The sequence below is a fragment of the Ruegeria sp. E5 genome, from assembly GCF_056534105.1.
Map to the genome: position 1 here is coordinate 123,044 of NZ_JBQFPA010000006.1, position 21,525 is coordinate 144,568.

The 21,525-nt window shown below is 59.0% G+C and carries 20 protein-coding genes; 16 read left to right on the forward strand and 4 right to left on the reverse strand.

All coding sequences use genetic code 11. The features are described from left to right. Positions 1 to 3: 3 nt before the first annotated feature. From ACR0BI_RS19925 to ACR0BI_RS19935, 3 genes are read right to left on the reverse strand one after another with little or no spacing between them, the layout of a single operon-like run. A complete protein-coding gene (locus ACR0BI_RS19925) occupies positions 4 to 813 on the reverse strand; it encodes a CbbQ/NirQ/NorQ/GpvN family protein (protein ID WP_170398158.1) in 810 nt (269 codons plus the stop codon). A gap of 5 nt (positions 814 to 818) precedes the next feature. Next, complete coding sequence (locus ACR0BI_RS19930; RefSeq protein WP_170398155.1) at positions 819 to 2,186, reverse strand: cbb3-type cytochrome c oxidase subunit I; 1,368 nt, start codon at positions 2,184 to 2,186, stop codon at positions 819 to 821. Positions 2,187 to 2,202: 16 nt separating this feature from the next. Then, on the reverse strand, positions 2,203 to 2,652 hold the full coding sequence (locus ACR0BI_RS19935; RefSeq protein WP_170398152.1) for a c-type cytochrome: 450 nt from the start codon (positions 2,650 to 2,652) through the stop codon (positions 2,203 to 2,205). Between the two features lie 272 nt (positions 2,653 to 2,924). Here ACR0BI_RS19935 and ACR0BI_RS19940 point away from each other — a divergent pair, with 272 nt between their 5' ends. Next, positions 2,925 to 4,037 carry a Hint domain-containing protein gene (locus ACR0BI_RS19940; protein WP_480562911.1) on the forward strand — a complete coding sequence of 371 codons (1,113 nt, stop codon included), beginning with the start codon at positions 2,925 to 2,927 and terminating at the stop codon, positions 4,035 to 4,037. Between the two features lie 15 nt (positions 4,038 to 4,052). On the opposite strand, the gene ACR0BI_RS19945 is transcribed toward ACR0BI_RS19940, so the two are convergent. Further along, on the reverse strand, positions 4,053 to 5,243 hold the full coding sequence (locus ACR0BI_RS19945) for an NnrS family protein (RefSeq protein ID WP_480562910.1): 1,191 nt from the start codon (positions 5,241 to 5,243) through the stop codon (positions 4,053 to 4,055). Positions 5,244 to 5,485: 242 nt separating this feature from the next. Here ACR0BI_RS19945 and ACR0BI_RS19950 point away from each other — a divergent pair, with 242 nt between their 5' ends. The 15 genes from ACR0BI_RS19950 to nosZ all read left to right on the forward strand — a co-directional run bounded on the left by ACR0BI_RS19950 (position 5,486) and on the right by nosZ (position 21,525). Next, positions 5,486 to 7,162, forward strand: a complete 1,677-nt coding sequence (locus ACR0BI_RS19950; RefSeq protein WP_170398146.1) for a cytochrome D1 domain-containing protein — start codon at positions 5,486 to 5,488, stop codon at positions 7,160 to 7,162. 125 nt (positions 7,163 to 7,287) lie between these two features. Beyond that, a complete protein-coding gene (locus ACR0BI_RS19955; protein WP_480562909.1) occupies positions 7,288 to 9,072 on the forward strand; it encodes a NapC/NirT family cytochrome c in 1,785 nt (594 codons plus the stop codon). Between the two features lie 54 nt (positions 9,073 to 9,126). Continuing rightward, complete coding sequence (locus ACR0BI_RS19960; RefSeq protein WP_170408094.1) at positions 9,127 to 9,528, forward strand: plastocyanin/azurin family copper-binding protein; 402 nt, start codon at positions 9,127 to 9,129, stop codon at positions 9,526 to 9,528. Between the two features lie 189 nt (positions 9,529 to 9,717). Continuing rightward, on the forward strand, positions 9,718 to 10,479 hold the full coding sequence (cobA, locus tag ACR0BI_RS19965; RefSeq protein ID WP_170566650.1) for a uroporphyrinogen-III C-methyltransferase: 762 nt from the start codon (positions 9,718 to 9,720) through the stop codon (positions 10,477 to 10,479). Continuing rightward, positions 10,472 to 10,843 carry a c-type cytochrome gene (locus tag ACR0BI_RS19970; protein ID WP_170566648.1) on the forward strand — a complete coding sequence of 124 codons (372 nt, stop codon included), beginning with the start codon at positions 10,472 to 10,474 and terminating at the stop codon, positions 10,841 to 10,843. The genes cobA and ACR0BI_RS19970 overlap by 8 nt, the downstream gene beginning before the upstream one ends. After that, positions 10,840 to 11,985, forward strand: coding sequence for a cytochrome D1 domain-containing protein (locus ACR0BI_RS19975; protein ID WP_480562908.1), 1,146 nt, complete (start codon positions 10,840 to 10,842; stop codon positions 11,983 to 11,985). The genes ACR0BI_RS19970 and ACR0BI_RS19975 overlap by 4 nt, the downstream gene beginning before the upstream one ends. Position 11,986: 1 nt before the next feature. Next, entirely contained in the window at positions 11,987 to 12,976 is a 990-nt protein-coding gene (gene ahbB, locus ACR0BI_RS19980) for a siroheme decarboxylase subunit beta (protein ID WP_170398130.1), read from the forward strand. After that, positions 12,973 to 13,422 carry an AsnC family transcriptional regulator gene (locus ACR0BI_RS19985; protein WP_170648296.1) on the forward strand — a complete coding sequence of 150 codons (450 nt, stop codon included), beginning with the start codon at positions 12,973 to 12,975 and terminating at the stop codon, positions 13,420 to 13,422. Before ahbB (ACR0BI_RS19980) ends, ACR0BI_RS19985 begins: the two co-directional genes overlap by 4 nt. Then, positions 13,419 to 13,901, forward strand: a complete 483-nt coding sequence (gene ahbB / locus ACR0BI_RS19990) for a siroheme decarboxylase subunit beta (protein ID WP_480562907.1) — start codon at positions 13,419 to 13,421, stop codon at positions 13,899 to 13,901. The genes ACR0BI_RS19985 and ahbB (ACR0BI_RS19990) overlap by 4 nt, the downstream gene beginning before the upstream one ends. 3 nt (positions 13,902 to 13,904) lie before the next feature. Beyond that, positions 13,905 to 15,119 carry a heme d1 biosynthesis radical SAM protein NirJ gene (nirJ, locus tag ACR0BI_RS19995; RefSeq protein ID WP_480562906.1) on the forward strand — a complete coding sequence of 405 codons (1,215 nt, stop codon included), beginning with the start codon at positions 13,905 to 13,907 and terminating at the stop codon, positions 15,117 to 15,119. After that, entirely contained in the window at positions 15,094 to 16,647 is a 1,554-nt protein-coding gene (locus ACR0BI_RS20000) for a cytochrome D1 domain-containing protein (protein ID WP_480562905.1), read from the forward strand. Before nirJ ends, ACR0BI_RS20000 begins: the two co-directional genes overlap by 26 nt. Beyond that, positions 16,604 to 16,867: a hypothetical protein gene (locus ACR0BI_RS20005; RefSeq protein WP_170398115.1), complete on the forward strand. Its 264-nt coding sequence runs from the start codon at positions 16,604 to 16,606 to the stop codon at positions 16,865 to 16,867. Before ACR0BI_RS20000 ends, ACR0BI_RS20005 begins: the two co-directional genes overlap by 44 nt. A 102-nt stretch (positions 16,868 to 16,969) precedes the next feature. Continuing rightward, positions 16,970 to 17,434 (forward strand): DUF2946 family protein, encoded by a 465-nt coding sequence (locus tag ACR0BI_RS20010; protein ID WP_480562904.1) that lies wholly within the window; start codon positions 16,970 to 16,972, stop codon positions 17,432 to 17,434. A gap of 17 nt (positions 17,435 to 17,451) precedes the next feature. Further along, a complete protein-coding gene (locus tag ACR0BI_RS20015; RefSeq protein ID WP_480562925.1) occupies positions 17,452 to 19,602 on the forward strand; it encodes a 4Fe-4S binding protein in 2,151 nt (716 codons plus the stop codon). A 15-nt stretch (positions 19,603 to 19,617) separates the two neighbouring features. Further along, the gene (gene nosZ / locus ACR0BI_RS20020) at positions 19,618 to 21,525 is read left to right on the forward strand and encodes a TAT-dependent nitrous-oxide reductase (protein WP_170398107.1); all 1,908 of its coding nucleotides are present in this window, start codon (positions 19,618 to 19,620) and stop codon (positions 21,523 to 21,525) included.

Genomic DNA, 21,525 nt, shown 5'->3' on the forward strand with positions numbered 1-21,525 from the left:
GCCTCACCCAAAGACAGCCGTGACAAGATCGAGGAGCCCGCGTTTGATATCCTCATCATCAGTCAGAGGTTCGATCATTGCGGCGAGGATGGCGCGGTCGGTGGACATGCCCTGTGCGATCAGCGTCGCGGCATAAACGACCAGCCGGGTGGACACGCCTTCCTCAAGGTCCTGACCCTTAAGCCCGCGCAACTTACCTGCAAGGCGTACCAGCGGTTTACAGCGTTCAAGCGGCAGACCGCTTTCTTGCGCGACGACTTCGGCCTCCATCTCGGGCGAAGGAAAGTCGAATTCCAGCGAGATGAACCGCTGCCTGGTCGAGGGTTTCAGGGTTTTCAGGATATTCTGGTATCCGGGGTTGTACGAGGCCACCAGCATGAAGCCGGGCGCGGCCTCAAGCTCTTCGCCGGTGCGGTCGATCGGCAGGATGCGCCGGTCATCGGTCAGCGGGTGCAGCACAACGGTGACGTCCTTGCGGGCTTCGACCACCTCATCAAGGTAGCAGATCGCGCCTTCGCGCACCGCACGAGTCAGAGGGCCGTCAACCCAGACGGTTTCGCCGCCCTTCAACAGGTAGCGACCGATCAGGTCGGCGGCGGCGAGGTCATCGTGGCAGGCTACGGTGTAAAGCGGGCGGCCAAGCTTGGCGGCCATGTGGGCCACAAAGCGGGTCTTGCCGCAACCTGTTGGGCCTTTCAGCAAGACCGGCAGGTCGTTGTTGTAGGCGGCGGTGAACACATCGCATTCATCGCTTTGGGCGAGGTAGAAGGGGGCGTTCGCCGCCCCCTCATTCAGTTTCATGGAGCCATCCATATCCATTACTCCGCAGGGGTTTCAGAGGCACCGGGTTCAATCACCTCTTTCCGGGGCACCCAGATCGAGTAGATGAACAGCAGCGCACCAAGGACCACGACCACACCAGAGCCAAGACGCATCCAGTAGAAGATCGCAATCTGGTCCTGCACGTCCATGAAGTAGTCACCGACCACACGTTGCATGTGAGTCTGCACGGTACCACCGAAGGTCAGGACGAAGGTCATGAAGACCATGCCGCTGGTCATAAGCCAGAACGAGCCCATGTTCAGAACCTGATTGTAGGGATCACGGTTCTTCAAGATCGGCATCGCATAGCTGAAGATCGCCAGGTTGAGGCAGACATAAGCACCGTAGAAAGCCAGGTGACCGTGGGCTGCGGTGATCTGCGTGCCATGGGTATAGTAGTTCACCCCGTGCAGCGTGTGCAGGAAGCCCCAGACACCGGCACCGAAGAAGGCAAGCGTTGCACAGCCCAGTGACCACAGCAGAGCAGCCTTGTTAGGGTGGTCACGACGGCCCTTCCAGACCATGACGAAGGCAAAGGCCATCATCGCGAAGAACGGGATCACCTCGAGGCTTGAGAAGATCGAACCGATCCACTGCCAATAGCCGGGTGTACCGATCCAATAGTAGTGGTGACCTGTCCCAAGGATGCCCGAGAACAGCGCGGCGGCGACGATGACATAGAGCCATTTCTCGACCACCTCACGGTCAACGCCCGTTAGCTTCAGCATCAGGTAGGCCAGGATCGAGGCCATGATCAGCTCCCATACGCCTTCGACCCATAGGTGGACGACATACCACCAGTATTGCTTGTCGAGCGACAGGTTGCCCGGGTTGTAGAAAGCAAACAGGAACAGCAGCGCCAGACCCCAGAGGCCCAGAACAAGGATGCTCGATATTGCCGTCTTCTTGCCCTTCAGAACGGTCAGTGACACGTTGTAAAGGAACATCAGCGCGGCCACGACGATGCCCGCCTTGACCCATTTGGGTTGTTCAAGGAACTCGCGCCCCTCTTTGCCCAGCAGCCAGTTGCCTTCGAACAGGTTGAAGACATAGGTCACGACCACGCCCAGCGTGCCAACCACAAGAATGATCAACTGCAGATAGGCCAGCTTGGTCGAATGAATCTCGCGCTCGGTCTCTTCGGGGATCAGGAAGTAGGCCGCACCGAAGAAGCCCAGCAGTAGCCAGACGATCAGAGAGTTGGTGTGCAGCATCCGTACGATATTGAACGGCAGAAGCTCACTCAGGAAGTTCGGGAATACATAGATGAAACCGGCTAGCAGGCCGCCGATTACCTGTACCGCGAACAGGGCCATCGCTACTGCGAAGTAGGCGTAGGCGATTTTTTGGGATTCGTATTTCATTGCTCCGTTCCCTTTCTCAGCCTGCCTCGTTGGGCGGCCAGCCCTGCGCATCGATGTTGTCCGTCCAGATCAAGAAGTTGGTCAGATCGCGGATCTCTTCGTCGCTGAGGTTGAAATTGGGCATCTGCCGACGACCGGGAATGCCGGTCGGCTGCGCCTCCATCCAGCCCTTGAGCGCTTCAAAGGCCGATTCCGGGTCGTCCAGCACACCCCAGCGGGTCATCACATTCCCGACTTCCGGCGCGTAGTAGGCGCCCTCGCCCAGGATCGTGTGACAGTTGATGCAGGCATGTTTTTCCCAGACATGTTTGCCCCGAACCACACTGTCATCAAGCTTCGCCGAATTCTCGGAGTTGACGATGTACCAGTGCGAGTGGGCCGACAGGGCCAGGAAGATGAGGATGAAGAACAGTGACCCGCCATAGAATATGTTGCGAGCCATGCTCTTTGTCATGACTTCTCGCATTGCGCTCTCCTTTGCGCAGATTAGCTAGTCTGATGACAATGGCGGGTGGGTCGCAGGGCTGCCTTAACGAAAGTCAAGCATGCCAAAGTAAGCGCGGAATTGGACACCAGTGATCATAATTGCGCCAGTATCACTAAAATGCCCTCAGATTGCCTTGAAAAATAGTACTTAGAACAGCATGTTTCCGGACGTTCGAACAGTTGAAGCGAGCGTTCTCGATTTATTGGTGAATAGAGGTGCGTAGATGGCACCTGAAGCGTGGTGGTTAAAGAATGGCGAACTACTCATACATCGGGTACGCACCCGGCGTTATTACGGTGAATACAATTGGGCCTGATACGATCACCCTGGACGCAAGCTATGACCCCGCGACGGACCGAAGGGTATTCAATGTTGAGGACGAGGCCGGTGGTTTCATTCGAAATGGGTTTGGCCCGCCAGTTCCCGATACCGGGGATGTTTTTAACGGCGACAGATTCAACAACGAAAATGGCGACGACGATACACAGACCGGAGCGGTAACAAACCTTGATGGTTCGACAACGTTTCTGAGCGGCGACATCTATCTGGAAGAATCCTACATTCTGACGAATCCCGGCGGTGGGACAATCACTGTGTACCTTGTTGAGGTTGAAGGAACCAACGCTGGCTACATAACCTCTGAGCCCCTAGATCCCGGGGTGACGTATTCGATGAGCGTCGTCAACGTTACACCGAGCAACGCACCGGACACGACTGACCCCGGTTCCATCGTTGATGTTCCTTGTTTCTCAGCCGGAACGCTTATCGCGACACCTGATGGTGATGTCGCGATAGAAACGCTTTCCGCTGGTGACATGGTTGTCACCTTGGATCATGGGCCACAACCAATTCGCTGGATCGGCGCGCGCGCTCTGGATAGGTCTGAATTTGCGCTCAATCCCAAGCTGCGCCCGATCCGAATCACAGCGGGCAGCCTGGGAAGCAACCTGCCGCGACGTGATCTGTTGGTCTCACCGCAGCATCGCATGTTGATCCGTTCGAGTATCGCCGTTCGCATGTTCGACAGCGAAGAGGTTCTGGTCTCAGCCCATAAGCTGGTCGGCATACCCGGCATAACCGTCGACGAGACAGCTCAGGGCGTGGTGTATTTCCATATTCTGTTCGACCGGCATGAGATCGTGCTGGCGGAAGGCGCGCCGTCAGAAAGCCTATTCACAGGCAAGCAAGCCTTGAAAGGAATACAGCCCGAGGCGCTGGCCGAAATTGTTGCGCTCTTCCCAGAGTTAGCTTTGCCAGACCATCAACCAATCGCAGCCCGCCAGATTCCAAAACGCGGAAGACAAATCCATACTTTGCTGCAACGACATATTAAGAATGACAGGGCGTTGCTCCGACCTTCTTGATCTAAAAACCGTTGCTCAGGCCGCTAGACGTGGCCCGGTCAACGCGGGCCACATCGCAACCAGATACAAGACGATGGCGCAGATCCACAGCCCATCTGAGGCCAGCATCGCAACCAGATATCCCTGGTCAAACGCCGACCCGACCCAGCGTAAAACTGCGGCTGCCGCCATCAAACCGTAAGCGATCGCCATGGGCGGCGGGGCCACGAGGGCGCGGCCACTATGGCCAAGGGCGGCCCGACTCATCACGGCAAGGGTCATGCCGCCGACGCAGCCAATGCCCAGAACATGCAGCGCCCCGATCTCGCTGCCGAACCCCTGCACTGCCAGCCCCCACAGGATCAGGCCCAGCGCCAGCATGCCCAGCCCCAGATGCAACGCGATCAGGATCGGCTGCCGCAGTGCCCAGCGTGCGCGCCAACGTGCCATGCGCAGGATCTGAGCAACGCCAAGCATCAGCGCGATAGCGCCTGATACAGGTCCGATTCCAAAGACGAGCACGCTCAGCGGCAGTGAAAGTGCAAGCCCCATAGCGGCTTTATCAAACGTTCCTACCGAAATAGGCCAGTTGGATTCGGGCTCTCCCGCGCGTTTCATCGCATTTCGGGTGAAAGCTGGCGTAATGCGCCCGCCAAGTATCGCGATTAGGCTACAGAGCGTCAGCAACCCCGCCCGCAATCCGATGTCCAGCGTATCGCTGGTCACACCGATCCACTCTAAATGGGTTAACAAGTTGGCAATCCAGATCGCACTGAGCAGCAAAAGGAATACCATGTTCTGCGGTTTGGGGCGTCGGATCAGCTGAGTAGCAATCTTTGCCGCCAGAATTGGAACAAAGACCAGATCGAACACAGCGACCAGAACCGGCGGCAGCGCACCGGAGAACCACATCGCTACCCGCCCGGCCAACCAGAGACCTGCGGCCAGCATGATGAACCTGGCGCGCGCCTCTGGGGTCCCGGTCCAGTTGGGAACAGCCGTCAGAAAGAACCCGCCCAGAGCTGCTGTGGCATAGCCAAAGATCATCTCATGCGCGTGCCACATTGGGGGACTCATGGAATAGGTTGGGTCTTCGTATCCGACCAACCCGGTCTGCGTCATCAACCAAAAACCCCACGCGCCTCCCGCGAACAGACCAAAAAGTCCGGCGGACAGGAAAAAGATGCGAAACCCCTCGCCCAATACGCGCGCGATCACTGCCGACATGCCTGTTCTCCTCGGCCTCAATGGCTGTTGGAACAGGTTTAGCAAGGCCGACCAGTGATGGACTTAACCGAAATCAAGCATCCGAAAAACATGTCCCTGAAACTCAGGTTTTCCCTTTGTTTTATGGCTCATTATAGCCCGTCAATTTCCAATTTGCGCGCGCTCCGTTGACTTTCGTCAAGGATGACAAACGCGTGATGTTTCACCCTAGGACCTGCCTCACCAGCAAATGGAGAGTGATCATGTCACTTGGAATCAGCTACAACAGAACTGGCCGCGCCTTAGGGGTCGGTTTGGCAATGTTGCTGGGCAGCGTCGCTGCGCCAGTCTTTGCCGAAGAGCCAACCCTGAGCAAGGAAGCCTTTGAATCATCAAAACAACTTTACTTTGAACGCTGCGCCGGTTGTCACGGTGTGTTGCGCAAAGGGGCAACCGGCAAAAGCCTTGAGCCGCTGGTTGAAACGAAGAATGACGATGGTACCGTAACCGAGTCGGGCACCCTGAAACTGGGGCAGGAGCGGCTGGAAAAAATCATCGCATGGGGCACCGAAGGCGGGATGAACAACTTCTCGGACGTGATGTCCGAAGAAGAAATCCGCGATATGGCGACCTACATCCAGATGGAGCCACCCCAACCGCCAGAAATGTCGCTTGAGCAGATGATGGCGACCCGCAAGGTCTATGTCGAACCCGAAGACTACCCGACCGAACCTCTGCATGGCCGCAACTGGGAAAACTTCTTTGTCGTCATCGAACGTGACGTGGGCAAGGTGGCCGTGATTGATGGTGACACCAAGGAAGTGCTGGCGCATATCCCAACCGGTTATGCGGTGCACGTTCTGAAAGCCTCGGAACACCACAAATTGGAAGAACCGGAAAACCCGGGCCGCTTCTGGTACACCATGGGCCGCGACGGGAAGATGACCAAGATCGACCTGTGGCAGAACCCCGAGAACATGCTGGTTGCCGAGGTTACCATTGGTTATGACGCTCGCGACGTGGCGGTATCGGGTGACGGTAAATACGTCATCGGTGGCGCCTATTGGCCCCCTCATTTCGCCATCGTCGACGCCGAAACCATGGAGCCGAAAAAGGTTGTCTCGACCCGTGGCTACAACGTGGACGGGGATTATGTGGAAGAGGCCCGCGTGGCCGCCATCTACACCACCCCGAACGAGCCCACGTGGATCGTGGCCGTCAAGGAACTCGGTCAGCTGTGGCAGGTGGACTACTCCGATCTGGACAACCTGCGTATCGACAAGATCGACAGCGCAAAGTTCCTGCATGACGGGTTCTTTGATCCGACCGGCCGTTATTTCCAGATCGCCGCAAACGCGTCGAACAAGATGGTCGTGGTCGATACCGAGACTCACAAGCTGGAAGCTATGATCGATACCGCGCCGCTGCCGCACCCCGGCCCGGGCGCCAACTGGGATGACCCGAATTGCGGTCCTGTTGCCGGTACGACCCACTTGGGCGAAGGCACGGTTACCGTTTGGGGCAACGACCCCGAAGGCCGCCCGGACGATGCCTGGAAGGTCTGCTATGAGGTGGAAACCGACGGACCCGGTCTGTTCATCCGGACCCATCCGAACTCGGACTACATCTGGGCCGACCAGACCAAGCACCCCGAGCCTGAGATCCAGCAATCGGTGCAGGTCATCGACAAGGCAACCGGTGAGATCGTGAAAACGATCCAGATCACAGAAGAGGAAGGCAACGTCGCCGTCCACTTCGAGTTCAACCAAGACGGATCCGAGGTCTGGGTGTCCAAGTGGAACCGCTCGACCTCGAAAGAGCCAAATGGCGAGATCGTGATCTTCGACGCCAAGACGCTGGAAGAGATCGGCCGCGTGAAGGGACTGTTTGCACCCACCGGCAAGTTCAACGTCTACAACCGTTCGAACCACGTCACCTGACGGGTTTTGTACTCAGCACCGGAAAGGGCGGGCCCCTCGCCCGCCCTTTCCTCGTTTGACTCATCAGCCAAATCCACAGGCCTGACATCCAGGGCCAGAAAAAGAAGCCAAAACGGAGACCGGATATGACCTCCGAACCGGAAAAGAAAAAACCAATCTGGCGCCGGTATTTCCTGTGGGGAATGCCCGTGGCCGGGATCGCTGCGGCCTTTGCCGCCGGCATCATCTTCTGGGGCGGGTTCAACACCGCTATGGAAGCTACCAACACCAAGGAATTCTGCGTCTCGTGCCACGAGATGCGAGATTTCGTTTACGAAGAATACACCGGCACAATCCACGACGTGAACCGTTCGGGCGTAGGCGCGGTCTGTTCCGACTGTCACGTGCCCAAGGATTGGACTCACAAGATCATCCGTAAGATCAAGGCGTCCAAAGAACTGTATGGCAAGGTGGTCGGCACGATAAACACGCGCGAGAAATTCGAAGCCAAGCGCGTGCATCTGGCTATGAATGAATGGGAGCGGATGAAATCCACGGACTCGCGCGAGTGCCGCAACTGCCATGACTTCGAGTCGATGATGCCCGAGTTCCAGAAACCCCGCGCCCGTCAGCAGCACCTGAACGCGATGACCGTTGGTCAGACCTGTATTGACTGCCACAAGGGGATTGCGCATTCGGACGCCCGCGACCGGGCCGACGAAGAGTATCTGGAAAAGCTTGAAGCGCCGAACCCAGATTTCATTCGCGAAATCCCCGCCGAATATCTGGCCAGTCTCGAGCGGATCGAAGCCAAAGAAGCCGCCGATGCCGAGGCTGAGAAAGCCGCGCGTGTAGCCCAGCAAGAGGCTGTTCAGGCCCAGATCGCAGCAGCGGTTGACGCAGCCGTCGCGGAAGAGCGTGCCAAAGCTTCTGGCGAAGATGCCGCAGCCCCGGCAGGTGGCGGCAGCGATGTTGGCACAAATATCGATTGGGCCGCTGTCCCCGGTGCAGATATGAAACTGTTCTATCCCGGTCAGGCCTCGTTTGAATGGGTTCAGAACGGCAGATCCCACGGCGGAGCACGTCCTTTGACCAAGGGCGGAGACAAGTGCACCACCTGTCACGCTGCCGAACTGGACGCGATCGGCAACAAGATCGTGGCCGGTGGGGATCTGGAACCAACCCCGATCCCGGGCAAACGCGGCGTTATAGACGCCACCGTTCAAGCCGCGCATGATGATGAGACCCTGTATATCCGTCTGCAATGGCCGGATGCGGGCCACAACCCCGCCCCCTTTGTCGATGGCGGCAAGATGGACCCGGACAACCAGATCAAGGTGGCCATGATGATCACCGGCACAGGGATTGAGCTGGGCGATCAGGTCGGCTGCTGGGCCTCGTGCCATGCAGACAACAGCTACATGCCCTTTGACCCGGGTGCCGAGGCGATTGCCGCAAATGGCGATGTCTCGGGTCGGCTGAGCACGCAGGACACTGTGACCAAATACATCAGCGAAAGCCGCACCGAGGTCGAGATCAAAGGCCGCCGCGGTAAGGCGCTGGGTGGCTGGGACAAGCTGCAGGCCGCCGATCAGATCGAGCAGTATCTGGCCGATGGCACCTATCTGGACCTGATGCGCGTCTACGCAGATGGCAGCGCCACCAACGGCTATCTGCTGGAACAGCGCGTGGTCAATGACGGTGAGATCGCCGCCTCTGCCAGCCTTGATGCAGGTATGTGGACCGTGGTCTTCACCCGCCCATTGAACTCGGGCGCAGCTGGTGACGTGCCGCTGGAGGTCGGTCAGACCTATACGGTGGGCTTTGCCATCCACGATGACTTTGCCGCCGCACGGTTTCACCATGTGACGCTGGATACCAGCCTGGCATTGGACGACGACAACGCCTTCATCAACGTCGTCAAACAATAAGGAAGAGGGGCCGGGCGATCCGGCCCCTTCCGCTTAAAAGAGGAGACTTGGACAATGAAACCCCAACACCTTCTCCCTGCGCTGCTGCTTCTGGCCGCGCCTGCATGGGCAGAGGACACCGCCGCGCTGTGTGCCGAAGCCGAAGAGCGCTATGTCGAGCTGTTCGGTCAGCCCTCCTCCGCCGTTGAGGATGCCGATGTGGTGCTGATGTACAAATACACGTTCTGCCCAGCCGAGCTAACCGTGAAACCGGGCACAACCGTGCGCTGGGTGAATGTCGATAAGCGCACCAGTCACTCGGTCCTACTGAAAGACGGCAGCGAGCCCGAAAGCGATCGTTTGTTTCCTGAGGAGACGGTTGACCTGACCTTCCTCACCCCGGGTCCGCAGGACTATCTGTGTGGCCCACATTGGGAGACACAGAACATGATCGGCATGATCACCGTCGAACCCTGAGCCGAGGCAATCATACAGGCAAGCCGAAAGGAGCGCGGGGCAATTCCCGCGCTCCTTAACTTTAGTCAAGGAGGTTCCTTTCCGATTACGCCAGTCTGGCCGCATGACACGCCCGGCTCACCCAGCAACGTCCCCTGATCGCGCAGGAATTCCGGGCTCCGAAGACATTCAGACCAAGCGAGTTTGCACATGAGCGGTAAGGTTTTTCTGATTGGCGCAGGCCCCGGTGACCCCGAACTGATGACCCTGCGCGCGCTGCGGATGCTGCAAGAGGCGGACGTGGTGGTCTATGACCGTCTGGTCTCGGCCGATATCCTCAATCTGCACGCTGATGGCGCACGGCTGATCCCGGTTGGGAAGGCCCCCAAGTGTCATACCGTGCCGCAGGATCGCATCAACGAAATCCTCGTCGAGGAAGCCAGCGCCGGTCACACCGTTGCTCGCCTCAAGGGGGGTGACCCGATGATCTTCGGACGCGGCTCGGAAGAGGCCGCGCACCTGATGGCAAACGGAATCCCAGTCGAATACGCGCCAGGCATTACCGCAGCGCAGGGGGCATCCTGTTCGACAGGCGTGCCGCTGACCCATCGCGGGTTGGCGACATCGGTGCAATATGTCACCGGGCACCGACAGGCCGACAAGGTGCTGGATCTGGATTGGAAACGTCTGGCCGACCCGGACTCGACCTTAGTCGTCTATATGGGCGTCGCCAATATCGGCCAGATCGCCATGGGACTGATGACCGAGAACCTGCCCGGCTCAACTCCGGTTTTGGCGGTTGGCAAAGCGACCACACCTGATGAGCGCCGGATGGTATCCCGGCTGGATCGGCTGGCCGCTGATGTGCGCAAGGCCGGGCTAAAGGCGCCCACGCTGTTCATCATCGGCAAGGTAGTTTCACTTTACGCAGAACGGCCTTTGGCCGACCTTTTGGAGCAGGCGCATGGCTAAGTTCGGTTCCAGAAGGCCGGCACAGCAACCGGCTGTGAGAGGACGCAAAGGATGGGCGGCACGTGCTGTTCTCACTTCCGCAGTGCTTGTTGCCACCACGGCCTTCGCTGCTGACACACTTGACCCCAACGCACTGAAACGCCTTGTCCATCAGGATTGCGGCTCATGCCATGGGTTATCGCTGAAAGGCGGCCTCGGCCCTGATCTGCGGTCCAAAACACTGGAACACTACGATGCCGAGGTACTGACCGGCGTGATCCTCGACGGCATCCCCGACACCGCGATGCCCCCATGGCGGCCCTTGATCAGCGAAGAAGAGGCCGAATGGATCGCCCGCTACCTGCTGGCACAGGAGGCACAATGAAACAGCTCATCCTTACCCTCGCCGCCGCCCTTATGATGACCACCGCCCAGGCTGAACCCACGGCGACCGGCGACCTAGGACTTGTGATCGAACGCGCCAAGGGTTCGGTTCTTCTGGTGGACCAATCCGACCGCGCAGCGCTGGCGCGGATCGAAGGTCTGGGCGATCTGTCCCATGCCTCGCTGGTCTATTCACCCGATGAGCGCTTTGCCTATGTATTTGGACGAGACGGCGGCCTGACTAAGGTGGATATCGTCACCCGCCAGATCGTGAACCGGGTCGTGCAGGCGGGCAACGCCATTGGCGGTGCCATTTCGGATGACGGCGAGCTGGTCGCTGTATCGAATTATGAACCTGGCGGTGTACGCGTCTTCGATGCGGACACGCTGGAGATGGTCGCGGACATTCCTACCGACAGCAAAACCATCGGATTGGTCGATGCACCCGGCCGCCGGTTTGTTTTTACCATGTGGGACACGGGCGAGACCTGGATTGCTGATTTCTCCAACGGCGCACCCGCGATCACCAAGATCCCCGAAATGGGCAAGAACCCATATGACGCGCTGATCACCGCCAATGGCCGCACCTATATCACCGGCTTGTTTGGCGAAGATGGCCTGACCGCGCTGGACCTTTGGGCCGAGACGCCCGAACCCATCCGTGTGCTGCCCAACTATGGGCGCGGGCAAGAGGAGATGCCGGTCTACAAGATGCCTCACCTCGAAGGCTGGGCGCTGACCGGGCGCGAGTTCGTACTGCCTGCCGTCGGCCATCACGAGGTGCTGTGGATCGATGCTGAATCACTGACCGAGACCGGGCGCACCAAAACCTATGGTCAGCCAGTCTTTGCCATGGCGCGTCCTGACGGGCGGCAGGTTTGGGTGAACTTTGCCCACCCTCTGAACGACACCATTCAGGTTATTGATTCTGTGACCAAGGAGATCATTCACGAATTCAAACCCGGCCCTGCCGTACTGCATATGGAGTTCACTCCGCGAGGGCATGAGGTCTGGATCAGCGTGCGCGACGCCAACAAGGTTATGGTCTACGACACGCAAACGTTTGAAAAACTGCGCGAGATCGACGCCGACAGCCCATCCGGCATCTTCTTCACCGCTCGGGCGCACAGAATGGGGCTTTGACATGCAACACATCACCGATCCCATCGACCGCCGTTTGCTGGACGAGTTTCAGCGCGACTTTCCGATAACAGAGCGTCCGTTTCAGGTGTTGGCGTCTTTGCTAGGGCTGGACGAAGCCGAGGTGATTGATCGCCTAACTCGCATGCAGGCCACCGGGCGGATTACACGCGTGGGTGCCACCATCGCTCCGGGCGCGGTTTCGGCCAGCACCTTGGCCGCTGTTGCGGCCCCCGAACATCGGTTGGAAGAGATTGCAGCCCTGATCGACGCCGAACCGGGCGTGAACCACAACTACCAGCGGGAGGATGACTGGAACCTCTGGTTCGTCGCAACCGGCCCGGATCGCACCCATGTCGATGACACCCTTGCACGGATATCGCAGCGTTCCGGACTGCGGGTTCTGGACCTGCGCCTCGTACGTCCATTCAACGTCGATTTGGGCTTTCGTATGTCGGGAAAAACACGCAATGTTCCTGGCCTTCGTAAGGTGGATCGCTCAGCCATGCAGCCCGGAGATCGCGAGTTGCTGCAGGCGCTCAGCTCGGGCCTGACCCTGACAGAGATTCCTTATGCCGCATTGGCACAAACGCTGGGCAGAGATGATTCCGACGTAATGGGGCGTATCGAAGCGCTGCAAACAGCAGGCATAATCTCTCGTCTCGGGGTTATCGTGCGCCACCGGGCGCTCGGCTGGTCAGCCAATGCGATGGTTGTTTGGGACATGCCGCCCGAACAGGTGGACACGGCTGGACCGGCGCTGGCGGCCTATCCCGGCGTGACGCTTTGCTATGAGCGCAACCCGGTCAAGGATGTCTGGCCCTATCGCCTCTATTCCATGATCCATGCACGCTCGCGCCCCGAAGCGATGGAGGTTCTGGCCGCAGCCGCCGCTCTGCCCGAACTGGCAGGCGCACGGAACAAAGTGCTGTTTTCGACCCGTTGTTTCAAACAGACCGGCGCGTTGATCCAACCGAAAGAGGCAGCCGCATGACTATGGACGCGACCGACCGCGTAATCCTGAACCGGATGCAGGATGACCTGCCGCTGACCGCGCATCCCTTTGCCAGTGTAGCCCAGGAACTTGGGATTCCCGAAGACGAACTCCTAACCCGTCTCGCACGAATGAAAGAGCAGCGGATCATCACACGTTTCGGCCCGTTTTTCGACGCCGCTGCAATGGGTGGAGCGTTCTGCCTGTGCGCCATGGCCGTGCCAGAGGATGAATTCGACACCGTCCTGACCAAAGTCAATGCGCACGCCGAGGTTGCCCATAATTATGAGCGTACGCACCGGCTGAACATGTGGTTCGTGCTGGCTACCGAAACGCCTGAAGGGATCGAGGCCGCCGCTGATGCGATCGAACGGGAAACGGGGATCGAAGTTCTCCGTTTCCCCAAACTACAGGAATTTTTCATCGGCTTCCGGGTGGCAGCATGATCGACGTTCAGGACAGAGAAATAATCGAAGCGCTGCAAAGCGGCCTGCCGCTTGTGCCAGCGCCTTATGCAGCCGTTGCCGAAAAGCTTGGGTTGGACGAGGATGCCCTTTTGTATCGTCTGGCAGAGCTGAAATCCCATGGTGTTATCCGCCGCATCGCCGCCGCTCCGAACCACTACAAGCTGGGGATGACGGCAAACGGGATGACTGTTTGGGATGTAGACGACAGCCAGATTGCGGAATTGGGCACTCAGATCGGGGCGCTGCCCTTTGTCACCCACTGCTACGAACGTCCCCGCGCCCTGCCCGATTGGCCCTATAACCTGTTCGCCATGGTCCACGGTTCTGACCGGGACGAGGTCGAGGAAAAACGCGCCGAGATCTCCGCCATTCTGGGCGAGGCCTGCCGGGCCAAGGACATCCTCTATTCCACGCGCATCCTGAAGAAGACAGGGCTGCGGTTGAAAAAGAAAGGCTGAGACATGTTCCGCCTGACCGAATACATGCAGCAGCTCGTCAAACCGACACCGGTGCGCAGACGCCGTCCCGGCCCGGTGAAGCCGGTAGTGATCTGGAACCTGACGCGGCGCTGCAATCTGAAATGCCGCCACTGTTACACCGTTTCAGCAGATGTCGCGTTCCCCGGTGAGCTCAGTCACGAGCAAGCCATGGTAACCCTTGAGGATCTGGGCCAATTCCGCGTCCCGGCCCTGATCCTCTCGGGTGGGGAACCGCTGGACCGGTTCGATTTCTTCGACATCGCCAAACGCGCCCGCGATCTGGTGCCGATGCTGGCACTGTCGACCAACGGTACGCGGATTTACGACGAAACCGCCGACATGATCGCCGACGTGGGCTTCAACTATGTCGGCATTTCGCTGGACGGGATCGGGGCCACAAATGACTGGTTCCGGGGCGTCGAAGGCGCCTTTGCCGACGCCCTGCGCGGTGTTCGCGAATGTAAGAAGCGCGGCATCAAAGTGGGTCTGCGGTTCTGCCTGACCGAGGGCACACAGCACCACCTGCCTGACCTGCTGCAACTGTGCGACGACGAGGGTGTCGACAAGTTCTACCTGTCTCACCTCGTCTATGCCGGGCGCGGTGACAAGAACCGAGGCGAGGATGCCGAGCATTTGCGCACCCGTAAGGGTTTGGATTTGTTGTTGGAACGCGCGTGGGAAGCCGTCTCAGGCGGTCGTCCGCTGGATATCGTGACTGGCAATAACGATGCCGATGCCGGGTATTTCCTGAACTGGGTCCGGACGCATTTCGACGACGACAAAGCCGCCCATGTGCGCGAGCATCTGGCGGCGTGGGGTGGGAACTCGAGCGGGCTGGGCGTGGCCAATATCGACAACCTCGGCCGCGTGCATCCCGATACCTATTGGTCCGATTACACTGTTGGCAATGTGAAGACCAAATCGTTTTCCGAGCTGTGGACCAGCGATGACCCAATGCTCGCCATGCTGCGTACCCGTCCGCGTCCTTTGAAGGGGCGTTGCGGGGCTTGTCAGTTAAAGGATGTCTGCGGCGGCAACACCCGCATCCGTGCCTTGCAACTGACCGGCGACCCGTGGGCCGAGGACCCGGCCTGCTATCTATCAAACGAAGAAATCGGCGTGCAGGGCGCAGGCGAGCGTCTGCAGGTCACGCCGTTCCGAGGGAAAAGCCATGATCCGGCGCATCAATTCTTTTGACACCTTGAAAATCGGCACATTCTGCTCGCTGCTGCTGACCGGCGCAGCTTGGGCTGATGCACCTTCGGATTATGCCGAATTCTGTGCCTCATGCCATGGTGAAAACCGTCTGGGTGGAGTCGGTCCGGCGCTGATCCCCGAGACGTTGAAACGGATGCGTGGGCCACGCGTGGCGGCGGTGATTGCCGAAGGGCGTACGGCCACCCAGATGCCTGCGTTTTCGCACGAGTTGGACGCGTTGCAGATCGAGGAACTGGCGGGATGGTTGAAATCTCCGCTGGAGACCGATCCCGAATGGGGCGAGGCCGATATCATGGCCAGCCGGACTCTGGATGATGAGTACGTATCGGTTGACGCGCCTGTCTGGGACAGCGACCCGATGAACATCACGCTGGTGGTGGAAACAGGCGATCATCATGTCAGTGTGCTGGACGGCGATACGTTCGAGGTTCTGGATCGGTTCGAAACCCCGTTCGCCGTGCATGGTGGGCCGAAGTTCAGCCCCGATGGGCGCTATGTCTTCATCATGTCGCGCGATGGCTGGGTGCAGAAATATGATATCTGGGCGCTGAAACAGGTGGGCCGCGTGCGCGCGGGGTTAAACAGCCGCAACATCGCCATGTCGGGTGACGGCAAATGGGTGGCGGTAGCGAACTATTTACCGAACTCGCTGACCCTGCTGTCGACAGAGGACTTGTCGGTCGCGAAAGTCATTGAAGTCAAAAGCAAAAAGGGCGTTCCCAGCCGAGTTTCCGCCGTTTATCAGGCACCACCGCGCGAAAGCTTTGTTCTGGCGCTGAAGGATGTCCCCGAGATTTGGGAGGTGTTCTACGGGGCCAACCCGCCGCAATCCGGTATAGGCCACGATTTCCGCATCGAGGGGCAGTTCAAGAACCCCGACCCGTTCCCCGTGCGCAAGATCACCACGCCTGATTATCTGGACGATTTCTTTTTCGATCAAAGTTATGAATACGTTATGGGCGCCTCGCGTGATGGCAAGGGCGGGCAGGTGATTGATCTGGTGATCGGTCATAAGATCGCAGATCTGGACCTGCCGGGGATGCCTCACTTAGGTTCAGGGATCACCTGGCAGCAGGGCGACACCACCGTGATGGCGACGCCGCATCTGACCGATGGCACGGTCTCGGTGATCGACATGGGAACATGGGAAACCGTCAAGCGGATCAAAACCGAAGGGCCAGGATTTTTCATGCGCAGCCATGAGAACTCGCCTTACGTCTGGGCCGATGTGTTCTTTGGCCCGAACAAGGATGCCATGCACGTGATCGACAAGCAAAGCCTTGAAATCGTGAGAACTTTGCGCCCCGCGCAGGATAAGACCGTGGCGCATGTAGAATTCACCAAGGATGGCAGTCACGCGCTGGTTTCGATCTGGGAAGATGACGGCGCGGTGATCGTCTATGACGCGCAAACGCTGGAAGAGGTCCGCCGCCTGCCAATGCGCAAACCGTCTGGGAAGTACAATGTCTGGAACAAAATCACCTTCTCGGAAGGCACCAGCCACTGAAGGCAAATGGCCGGTCTGGAAGCTGGCCATCCTGCTTTACCCAGCCACGGCTCTGACCGTGGCCATCAACCTGTTTCTGGCTGGACTGATCCTGCACAGCGCGGGGTTTGGTGCCATTGAACCAGTACCTGCGATCTTATGGTCCATCCCCTTGGGCGTGCCCGCCTCATGGCTGGCAGGGCGCTGGGTGCGTGGCCTGATGGATGAGGCAGACGATTGATTTGAAAAGAAAATCAGAAATTTGCTTTACCTAACCTAAGTCAAGTCGCGACTCGGTAGAATCCAATACCCCAAAGGCATAGCTTTCCGAGTCGGAGACTCCATGCCTGCCCTGATCCCTCTGCACAATCTCCCTGTACGCGCAACTCGCGCGGCATGTGGGTTGGCAGGCATATTCCTTCTGTTGTTGCAGGCCTTTGGACCGATGCTGGCGAGTCCCGGTGAAAGTGTCTGGATGGAGATCTGCTCGGAAGGCGGCGCGGTCTGGGTTGAAGTTGATCTTGAGGAGGACACCGAAGACCCGACCGCGTACTGCCCAAAATGCGCCGATTGCGCGCTGTGCGCTGTCACCAGTGCAGCGCCCGCACCCGAGCTGGTGCAGATACCGCAAATCGGAAACTTCCGTGTTGTACAGCTTCAGAACAGCAAATCTTCCATGTTGTACAAGTCGCATAAGCTGTGGCCCGAAACCCGGGGACCTCCGCGCCCGACCCAAGAAACTGCTGAACGCACCCTGCGCGCGTCCATGGCGTCCACCCTAAGTATCGGAGGTGCGCCGTGGTCGTAAGTCGCGCAATCCACATAATGCTGGCCCTTGCCCTGTCCTGCCTGATGGCGATCAGTGCCCATGCCGACAGCCTCGCCAGCTTCCTGCCCGAGATTGAACCCGCCGATCTGGCCCCCGGTGCTGATGCCATTGGGCCGGTCCGCGATGACGTTCCGGTTGCACCCGTTCTGAAGGCCGGCGAGACCGTTGCCTGGGCCTTCCTAACCTCTGACTTCGTTGGCACCACCGGCTATTCCGGCAAACCGATCCATGTGGTCGCCGCCATCGATGATCAAGCGGTGCTAACCGGTGTGCAACTGGTCAAACACTCGGAGCCCATCGTTCTGATTGGCATCCCCAACGCGCGCATGGTTGAGCTGACCGAAGGCTATGCCGGTCTGGACTTGAAGGTTGAGGCTGAAACCGGCGGTGAGGGGCATGACCTCGATATCATCTCGGGGGCCACCGTCACGATCATGGTGATTGATGACAGTCTTGTGCGCGGCGGCATCAAGGTGGCGCGGGCGCTGGGGTTGGGCGGTTTGTCTCCGCTGCAGGCCGATGGGCCGAAACGCGAAGTCGATCTGGCGCAGGATGCGGTATACGACTGGACCACCCTGTCCGGCGACGGCTCGGTCCGGCGACTAACGCTGGATATCGGGCAGGTCAACGCTGCGTTCGAAGCCACCGGAGATCAGCGCGCCATCAAACGCCCTGAACCCGGCGAACCCGATGACACCTATATTGATATGCATATGGCGTTGGTATCCGTGCCGTCGATCGGCAAGTCGCTGCTGGGTGAGGCCGAATATCAAAACATGGTCGACTGGCTGGACGAAGGCGAGCAGGCCATTCTGGTGCTGGGGCGTGGGGCCTACAGCTTCAAGGGCTCGGGCTATGTCCGGGGCGGGATTTTCGACCGGATTCAGTTGATCCAAGGCGACAATTCGGTGCGATTCTTCGACAAGCAGCAGCGCCGGTTGGGCAAGGTTGCGGCACCCGATGCCCCAAGTTTCACGGAATTGGACATCTTCAAGATCCCCGCTGAGGCCGAGTTTGATCCGGCCGAGCCCTTTCGCCTGCAACTGTTGGCGCAGCGGGCTGTGGGCGCGGTTGAGAAGACCTTTCTGACCTTCGATCTGGGCTACAAACTGCCCGAGCAGTATCTGCTGCCCGTTGCGGCGCCAGTAGTTGTCGATGACGCCACCGGCGAGGCAGCAGCCAAGGCCGCGCTTTGGAAACGCATCTGGAAGGACCGCACGGTTGAGATCGGGGTGCTGGGCGTCATGCTTTTGGTGCTGACGGCGACATTCTTCTTCCAGTTCCACGCCACCATGAACGCCCGCGTCTTCTATTGGTACCGCATCGGATACCTGACCATGACGCTGTTCTTCATCGGCTGGTACGCCAATGCGCAGCTGAGCGTGGTGAACCTGATGGCGCTGGCAGGCAGCTTGCGCACCGGCTTCTCCTGGGATGCCTTCTTGCTGGACCCGTTGGTCTTCATCCAATGGTTCGCTGTCGCTGCCGCGCTGCTGTTCTGGGGTCGGGGTGCTTATTGCGGCTGGCTGTGCCCGTTTGGCGCGCTGCAGGAACTGACCAACAAGATCGCGCGGGCCTTCAAGGTGCCGCAATGGACACTGCCCTGGGGCCTGAATGAGCGGCTCTGGCCCGCGAAATACATGATCTTCCTCGTGCTGTTCGGGATCAGTTTTGTCTCGATCCCGCTGGCTGAAACCTATGCCGAGGTCGAGCCGTTCAAGACCGCGATCATTCTGAAGTTCATGCGCGACTGGCCCTTCGTGGTCTTTGCGCTGACCCTGCTGGGGATCGGGCTGTTCATCGAACGGTTCTATTGCCGCTATCTCTGCCCCTTGGGTGGTGCGCTGGCGATCCCTGCCCGTATCCGCATGTTCGACTGGCTGCGCCGCTACAAGGATTGCGGCACCCCCTGTCAGACCTGCGCCAACGAATGCCCCGTTCAGGCGATCCACCCAACCGGTGAGATCAATCCGAACGAGTGCGTCACCTGCCTGCATTGTCAGGTGCTCTACCAGTCCGAGGACAAATGTCCCGTCGTTATCCGCCAGTTGAAACGGCGGGCCAAGACAGGGTCGGTTCAACCGAAAACCCCCCTCGGACAACCACCGGCGAACCATCCGAACGCCAAACCGCAAACCGTTTCCTAAAAAGGAGGAACGATCATGTCGGAACACGATAAGAAACTGAACGTCACACGCCGAGGACTGCTGGGTGCATCTGCAACCGGCGCCGTGTTGGCCGGAACCGGTCTGGGCAGCACCCTGATGACCGCGAAAGAGGCCAGCGCCGCCGCCAATGCCGCGCTGGAGCCCGGCGAGTTGGACGAATATTACGGCTTCTGGTCCTCGGGTCAGACCGGCGAGGTGCGTATCCTCGGCGTGCCGTCGATGCGCGAGTTGATGCGCATTCCTGTATTCAACCGCTGCTCGGCCACCGGCTGGGGCCAGACCAACGAGTCGCTGAAGATCCTGACCGAAGGGCTGCTGCCCGAGACCAAGCAGTACCTGGCCGCCAATGGCAAAGTCACCTATGACAATGGCGACCTGCACCACCCGCACATGTCCTTCACCGATGGCACCTATGATGGCCGCTATTTGTTCATGAATGACAAGGCCAACACACGCGTCGCGCGCATCCGCTGCGACGTGATGAAATGCGACAAGATCATCGAAATCCCGAACGCGCATGACATCCACGGTCTGCGTCCGCAGAAATACCCGCGCACCGGCTATATCTTCGCCAATGGCGAACACGAGGCACCGCTGGTCAATGATGGCGAGATCCTCGATGATCCGTCGCAATATGTGAACATCTTCACTGCCATCGACGGTGACACGATGGAGATCGCATGGCAGGTGATGGTGTCGGGCAACCTCGACAACACTGACTGCGACTATCAGGGCAAATACGCATTCTCGACCTCGTATAACTCGGAAATGGGTATGAACCTGGCCGAGATGACCGAGAATGAGCTGGACCACGTGGTCGTGTTCAACCTGAAAGGCATCGAAGACGCGATTGCTGCTGGCAACTATCAGGAGCTGAACGGCGTCAAGGTCGTGGACGGGCGTAAAGAGGCGGGCGGCAACCTGACCCGCTATATCCCGATCCCGAACTCGCCGCACGGAGTGAACGCAGCACCCGACAAGAAACACATCATGATCAACGGCAAGCTGTCCCCGACCGTATCCGTGATCGATGTGGAAAAGGTCGATGCGCTGTTTGCCGACAATGCCGATCCACGCTCGGCCATCGTGGCGGAACCGCAGCTGGGTCTTGGCCCGCTTCACACCGCGTTTGATGGCAAAGGCAACGCCTACACCACCCTGTTCCTGGACAGCCAGGTGGTGAAGTGGGACATCGCCAAGGCCATCGAAGCCTACGGTGGTGCGGATGTTGATCCGATCCTAGACAAAGTGGATGTGCATTATCAGCCGGGCCACAATTCGACCTCGATGGGCGAAACGGCTGAGGCTGATGGCAAGTGGCTGATTTCGATGAACAAGTTCTCGAAAGACCGCTTCCTGAACGTCGGGCCACTGAAGCCGGAAAACGAGCAGTTGATCGATATCTCGGGTGATAAGATGAAGGTGGTCCATGACGGCCCGACCTTCGCGGAACCGCATGACTCGATCCTCGTGCACCGGTCCAAGGTGAACCCGGTCAATGTCTGGGATCGCAACGACCCGATGTGGGAAGATGCCCGCAAACAGGCCGAGGCTGATGGTGTCGATCTGGAAGAGGGTGCCGAGGAGCCGATCCGCGATGGCAACAAGGTGCGGGTCTACATGACCTCGACCGCGCCGGTGTTCAGCCTTGAGAAGTTCACCGTCAAACAGGGTGACGAGGTAACGTTGTATGTCACCAACCTGGATGACGTGGATGACGTGACCCACGGTTTGTGTCTGTCGAACTTCGGCATCGCGATGGAGGTTGCGCCGCAGGCCACCGCCTCGGTCACCTTCATTGCCGACCGTCCGGGCGTGCACTGGTTCTATTGCCAGTGGTTCTGCCACGCGCTGCACATGGAGATGCGCGGCCGGATGTTCGTTGAGCCGCGGAGCGCGTAA